The sequence below is a fragment of the Gammaproteobacteria bacterium genome (genome assembly GCA_013001575.1).
In the GTDB taxonomy this organism is placed as follows: domain Bacteria; phylum Pseudomonadota; class Gammaproteobacteria; order Steroidobacterales; family JABDMI01; genus JABDMI01.
This window is the reverse complement of sequence record JABDMI010000117.1, coordinates 1-5870: the sequence shown is the minus strand read 5'-3', so window position 1 is coordinate 5870 and position 5870 is coordinate 1. Positions and strand designations below refer to the sequence as shown.

General features: G+C 47.1%; 8 protein-coding genes. 4 read left to right on the top strand and 4 right to left on the bottom strand.

Annotated elements, in window-relative coordinates:
* The 3 genes from HKN88_09435 to HKN88_09425 form a co-directional block, all read right to left on the bottom strand.
* Positions 1–734 (bottom strand): acetylhydrolase (locus HKN88_09435; GenBank protein ID NNC98278.1); only part of this gene is annotated, 734 nt, incomplete at its 3' end.
* The gene (gene phrB / locus HKN88_09430) at positions 734–2146 is read right to left on the bottom strand and encodes a deoxyribodipyrimidine photo-lyase (GenBank protein NNC98277.1); all 1413 of its coding nucleotides are present in this window, start codon (positions 2144–2146) and stop codon (positions 734–736) included. The genes phrB and HKN88_09435, both read right to left, overlap by 1 nt.
* A gap of 32 nt (positions 2147–2178) precedes the next feature.
* Positions 2179–2718, bottom strand: coding sequence for a hypothetical protein (locus tag HKN88_09425; GenBank protein ID NNC98276.1), 540 nt, complete (start codon positions 2716–2718; stop codon positions 2179–2181).
* Between the two features lie 112 nt (positions 2719–2830).
* Between HKN88_09425 and HKN88_09420 the strand changes: the two genes are divergently transcribed.
* A complete protein-coding gene (locus HKN88_09420) occupies positions 2831–3385 on the top strand; it encodes a GNAT family N-acetyltransferase (protein NNC98275.1) in 555 nt (184 codons plus the stop codon).
* A 27-nt stretch (positions 3386–3412) separates the two neighbouring features.
* On the opposite strand, the gene HKN88_09415 is transcribed toward HKN88_09420, so the two are convergent.
* Positions 3413–3694 carry a DUF427 domain-containing protein gene (locus HKN88_09415; GenBank protein ID NNC98274.1) on the bottom strand — a complete coding sequence of 94 codons (282 nt, stop codon included), beginning with the start codon at positions 3692–3694 and terminating at the stop codon, positions 3413–3415.
* 134 nt (positions 3695–3828) lie between these two features.
* On the opposite strand from HKN88_09415, the gene HKN88_09410 reads away from it, so the two are divergent.
* The 3 genes from HKN88_09410 to HKN88_09400 form a co-directional block, all read left to right on the top strand.
* Positions 3829–4851 (top strand): NADP-dependent oxidoreductase, encoded by a 1023-nt coding sequence (locus HKN88_09410; GenBank protein NNC98273.1) that lies wholly within the window; start codon positions 3829–3831, stop codon positions 4849–4851.
* Between the two features lie 2 nt (positions 4852–4853).
* Positions 4854–5462: an arylesterase gene (locus HKN88_09405; protein ID NNC98272.1), complete on the top strand. Its 609-nt coding sequence runs from the start codon at positions 4854–4856 to the stop codon at positions 5460–5462.
* 118 nt (positions 5463–5580) lie between these two features.
* On the top strand, positions 5581–5870 hold a 290-nt coding region (locus tag HKN88_09400; protein ID NNC98271.1), incomplete at its 3' end, for a DUF4382 domain-containing protein.

Below are 5870 nucleotides of genomic sequence, written 5' to 3'. Positions count from 1 at the left end.
TGTGCCGCTTGTTCTGGGGTAAAACCAAATTGCAGAAGACTTGCCTCGGTGTATTGATAACAACCGCCTGCGGTATTCAAAGCCCCATATCCGCCCATGGAATAACCGATCACGGCAGCATTGTCGGTATCGACAAGATTGGCAAATGGTGTTTCTTGCGTGGAGAAGTAATCCAGCACAAATTGCTGATCACGGGCTCGATGAAACAGCGTGCTGGTAAATCCCGAGTAGGGAGCCTTGAAAAAATCGACTTCTGCATTGGTGGAATCCGTATGGTCAATGCCAACTACCACATAACCATGACTGGCCAGATGTTCTGCCAGGTAAAACATTATGCTACGTGAACCGGTGTAGCCGTGTGAAAGCACCACCAGCGGGAATGTGGTTTCACCTTTTAGTGGTTCTGCATCACGCCAAGCCACGCCCTGCAATTCAAATCTTTGCTTGGAACGGGTTAAATCTGCATACGTTGCTGGAATTGAAGTTGTGCCGTTATCTGCCGGATACCAGACTTCCAGGGTTAGCGGACGATCTTCACGAGTGGTGAAATCTTTTGTGCTCAATTGTTGCGGGTTGATGGTCTCAAGTGTGCTCACCCCCACTTTCCAGTGACCGGATTTGGCTAATTCAGGTGTGGCCGGAGGCTGTGTGGTGTAGAGCTGTTCGGCCGCATCCGCACAATGAATACTTGTAGCAAAAATTAACACGATTATCGGCAATATTATTTTTTTCATTATCCCAATTCCTTGAATTTATCGATAGCCAGTTGTCGCGTGATCTTCAGATCAACGATCGGCCTAGGGTAATCCAGGTTTTTCGGCGGGACTTTTGCATTCCATGGATTGTGAATATTTTTGTTGTCGCAAGTTTTTAATTCCGGTACAAATTTGCGAATAAATTTGCCTTGTGGGTCGAATCGTTCGGATTGCGAGACCGGATTAAAGATGCGGAAATAAGGCGCGGCATCGGTGCCGGTGGAAGCACTCCACTGCCAGCCGCCATTATTCGCCGAAAGATCACCGTCGATCAAATGTTGCATAAAGAATTGTTCACCCTGTCGCCAATCGAGGAATAAATTCTTTGATAAAAACATCGCCGTTACCATGCGTAAACGATTATGCATCCACCCGGTTTGCACCAATTGGCGCATTGCCGCATCCACGATCGGTATACCGGTTTGCCCTTCACACCAGGCCTGAAAATGTTCCTGATTGTGGTTCCATTGCAAGCCCCGAGTTTTTTCCTTGAACGGAAGGTGTTGTGAAACGCGTGGAAAACCGATCAGGATGTGCTTGTAGAATTCACGCCAGATCAGCTCACTTTGCCAGGTTAACGCACCCGGATTGGAAGCAAGATTTTCGATCTTGCCCAGGGCCTGAAAACACTGGCGTATTGAGAGCACGCCGGAGGTCAAATACGGAGACAAGGTACTAGTGCCATTTACTGCCGGAAAATCACGGGTATTTTTGTAGTCACTCACGCGATTTTTTATAAAGCTTGAAAGGCGACGTTTGGCCGCTGTCTCGCCGGATGGCCACAGGTCAGAGCGTACATCGGTGGCGTCGATCCAGGGGTCGATATCATCCGCTTGAATGTCCAGGCTTTCCTGTTTTTTAGGCTTGGGCCAGACCCGCCAGGCCAAATGTTCAAATTCTCGGAGGAATAGTTTTTTAAACGGGGTGAAAACCGTATAAAAATCGCCTTTTTGGGTGCGTAATTGTCCAGGTTCATACATCACGCTGTCGGTATAGCTCTCTACCGCGATGTCATTTTTTTCAAATCGTTCTCTAACCGCTTGTTCGCAGGCTCGTTCATTTAGCTCGTATTGCTTGTTGAAATGCAGGGTTTCAACATTGTGCTTAACCGCCAGTTTGAACAGCTCGTCAGGTACGCCGTCAAAGTCCGGGCAGCTTAAGATCTTTAGTGGAATATTCAGTTTCAGTAGTTCGTCTCTGACATTGATCAGATTACGGTACCAAAAGTCCTGCTTGATCTCGGCATCGTCATGCTGGGAATATTGCTCAGGCGTTATTACAAATGCCGCCAGCAGCGGACCAGCCGCGGCGGCCAGATACAAGGCGCTATTATCGGAAACCCTGAGATCAGCGGTTTTCAACCAGACCAGTTGACGATTAACCGTAGACACGAATATTTTCCTTGTGCACTTTAGAAGTTTTGTTAATTGATAAAGTTATTGATCAAAATAATCAAAATAATGAAAAAGATAATATTGGAAATAAAATTCGATTTTTTCTTGCTTTGTACACCACCCGTTCTTGCGAGCTTGCTGCGCATGAGTTTATCAACCTCGTCTGAGTGATATTCCGGATGATTGGTGTAAAAAGTTTTGACTAGCCGGGTGGCGGTATTTTTATTCAGGCCCTGTACTTCATGAATCACGCGAATTGCATTTTTCACTTCGCCTTTTTGCAAATACAAAAAAGCTTCGGTGGGCAATTCTTTTTCCAGGTCGTATTGTTCCTGGCGTGCCGGGCGATGGGTATGCACCCTGGGCTGTGAGTAGGTGTTCTGTTGCTGTTGGCTTTGTGTATAGGGATTGTTAGCTTCATTGCTTTGCATTTGCCGGCTCAATTCCTCAATTCTTTGTTTGGCGGTCCTAAGGTCGATATTCTCGGCCTGACGTAATAGCTTTATCGCACGTATTAATTGGCCATTGCCAACCGCTTTTACGATTTGTTCCTGTATGTCTCTTTGCATTGCATTTACCACTGGTTTAGAAATCAGATATTGAGTAATTAATTCTGTTCAGTATAACCCCGCCGGGTCACTCAACCGCCTAAATCCCGAACAAGAATGATACTATTTACTTATGTCAGATAGCCAGGTCATTTTTCGTAAGGCCACATTACCGGATGTGCCGGAATTGATGGCTCTGATCGCCTGCGCCTCACGAGCCTTGTCAGCGGCCGATTACTCCAATACTCAGATCGAAGCCGCCATTGGTACCGTGTGGGGCGTGGACGAAGAGCTGATCCGGGACCAGACCTTCATTGTGGCAACCATCCTGCAGGATGAGGTCGAAAAAATTGTTGGCTGTGGTGGCTGGAGCAAACGCGCGAAACTGTTTGGCGCCTCTGAAGGCAATGAATCCTCTCCATTACTGGACCCGCAGAACGATGCCTCGCGTATTCGGGCTTTTTTTGTGCACCCGGAATGGTCCAGACAAGGTATTGGACGCGAGATAATCCGGATCTGTGAACACGAAGCTCGCCAGGCCGGGTTCACTAAAATGGAATTAATGGCGACCTTGCCGGGATACCGTTTGTATAGATCATGTGGTTATCTGGGTGATGAAATAACCCCGTGTGGATCGAACGAGTTTAATACGCATGATTGTGTGCCGATGTGGAAATCACTAATCTAGTTTTGAAAATTCAGGGTTTGGGTTTATCTATTCAACTATTTCCACGCCTTTCCAAAAAGCATAATAACCAGTAATTTGTTTAGCCTTGTCTTTTGGATTCGGGTAGTACCAGGCCGCGTCTTTATTCACTTCTCCATTTACGCTGAGGTGTTTATAACTCGCAACACCTTTCCAGAAACATTTCGAATGCGTATCGGACTCTTGAAAATATTCCGCTCGAATTGAGTCGGGCGGGAAGTAATGATTGCCTTCGACCACAATGGTTTCAGCACTATCGGCGATGATGGTATTGTTCCAGATGGCTTGCATGCATTCTCTCCCGATTAAATTTACTATTAATAAGCTAAATAGTAGAACTTTAGTTACATTATAGTTATTACAACATTCTCAAAATGATTTATGCTGTGCGACCCCAAATTACCGATAAGCTTGGAGACTCCCCGATGAGCCAGTTAATGAACAAACAATGGATTATGACCTCTCGCCCTGCCGATATGGTTGCCCGCGACAATTTCAAATTTCAGGAAGTCCCGGTTCCCGAGCTAAAAGACGGCGAAATGCTGGTGAAAAACCTGTACATGTCTTTCGACCCGACTTTGCGTGCCTGGATGAATGAGCGCGATACCTATGTCAAAGCCATTGCTATTGGTGAGGTCATGCGTTGTAACGCGGTGGGTGAAGTGGTGGAATCAAAACTGGACGGTTTTGAGAAAGGTGACCGCGTTATGGGGGGAATTGGATGGCAAGAATATTGTGTGACCACGGGTGAGAACATCATGCCTTTTCAAAAAGTGCCCACCAATGTTCCACCCACCATGCCCCTGAGTATTCTTGGCATCACCGGGCTCACGGCCTACTTTGGCATGCTGGATGTGGCCGACTTGAAAGAAGGTCAAACCGTTGTGGTATCAGGCGCTGCCGGTGCCACAGGCTCGGTAGCAGCCCAGATCGCCAAACTCAAAGGTTGTACCGTGATCGGTATTGCCGGCGGCCCGGTGAAATCCAAATTCTTAACCGAAGAGTTAGGGCTGGATCACGCCATTGATTACAAGAACGATGATGTCAAAGCGAAGTTAAAAGAATATTGTCCCAAGGGTATAGACCGTTATTTTGATAATGTGGGTGGTCCGATCCTGGATATGGTTTTGGATCGTATCGCCTTAAAAGGCAAAGTTGTCTTGTGTGGCGCCATCTCCGATTACAATTCCAAAGATGTCTTTGGGCCCAAAAATTATACCCGCTTGATAGTTATGCGCGGCAGCATGCAAGGATTCATTATTCTGGATTATGCCAAGCGTTTTCCGGAAGCGATTGCAGGCCTGTCCAAATGGGTGATGGAAGGCAAAATTAAATTCCAGGAAGATCTGCAAGAAGGCCTGGAGAATGCACCTGAAGCCTTTCAGCGAATTTTTACTGGCAAGAACATCGGAAAACAACTGCTCAAGGTTGCTGACCCTGCGAGTTGAGCATGCAACAATTTAGAAAATTCTTTTTCAGTTATTTCTGGATCATAATTCTGGCGGCTTGCGGTGCAAAGCCCCTGTCGCCTTTATCTCAAAACGCTACCATTGTGGCCTTTGGTGATAGCCTCACTCAAGGAGTTGGAACCACCCGGGATAAAAGTTATCCCGCCGTGCTGGCCGAGATCAGCGGGCGGAATGTGATCAACGCCGGGATCTCGGGTGAAACCACCACCGAAGGATTAGGACGCTTTGCGTCTGTGCTTGAACAAAACGCACCCGAACTCGTGATCTTGATCGAAGGCGGCAATGACATATTACGCAATCACAGTCACGCCCAGGCCAAACAAAATCTGGCCGACATGATCCAAATAGCTCAAGCACAATCCATTCCGGTGGTATTACTCGGAGTGCCCGAGAAGAACCTGTTTTCGGATGCGGCTCCGTTGTATGCCGAACTGGCGAGCGAATTCAATCTGGTCTTCGACAAGGCCATGCTGGGAAAATTACTCAAAAGCCCGTCACTCAAGTCGGATCAGATCCATTTGAATGAAAAGGGCTATCGCAAAATGGCGGAGGAAATTCACGCCTTGCTACAGAAAAATGGGGCATTGTGATCTATTTGTACTTTAAATTGTACAATTTAGAGTCATAAACACCATTATTCATTATAAGTTCAGCCATTCCTTGTAGAATTCGCAACTCGTGCATATAACTAACTATGGAGTTTTATCCATGAATCTAGCGAAAAACGTTTTGCTCTCCGCAGTCGCCCTGGGCTTGGCGGCTTGCGGTGGAGAAACTGACCCGCCTTCCACCGGCGCCTTTTCACTTTCAATTACTGATGCCCCGGTGGATGGTGCAACCGCAGTCTGGGTTGATTTCACCGGTATCGAACTGCATGGTCCCAGCGGCACAATATCAATTGATGCAGCTGACAAGATCAATCTTATGGCCTTACAGGGCAACAATTCAGAACTCTTGGCCTCTGTGACTGACCTCGAAGCGGGTAACTATCAGTGGAT

Excerpts from the sequence above, each read along its gene's own strand:
- HKN88_09425 (NNC98276.1), bottom strand. The coding sequence starts at position 2,718 with ATGCAAAGAGACATACAGGAACAAATCGTAAAAGCGGTTGGCAATGGC.
- HKN88_09420 (NNC98275.1), top strand. The coding sequence starts at position 2,831 with ATGTCAGATAGCCAGGTCATTTTTCGTAAGGCCACATTACCGGATGTG.
- HKN88_09415 (NNC98274.1), bottom strand. The coding sequence starts at position 3,694 with ATGCAAGCCATCTGGAACAATACCATCATCGCCGATAGTGCTGAAACC.
- HKN88_09410 (NNC98273.1), top strand. The coding sequence starts at position 3,829 with ATGAGCCAGTTAATGAACAAACAATGGATTATGACCTCTCGCCCTGCC.
- HKN88_09405 (NNC98272.1), top strand. The coding sequence starts at position 4,854 with ATGCAACAATTTAGAAAATTCTTTTTCAGTTATTTCTGGATCATAATT.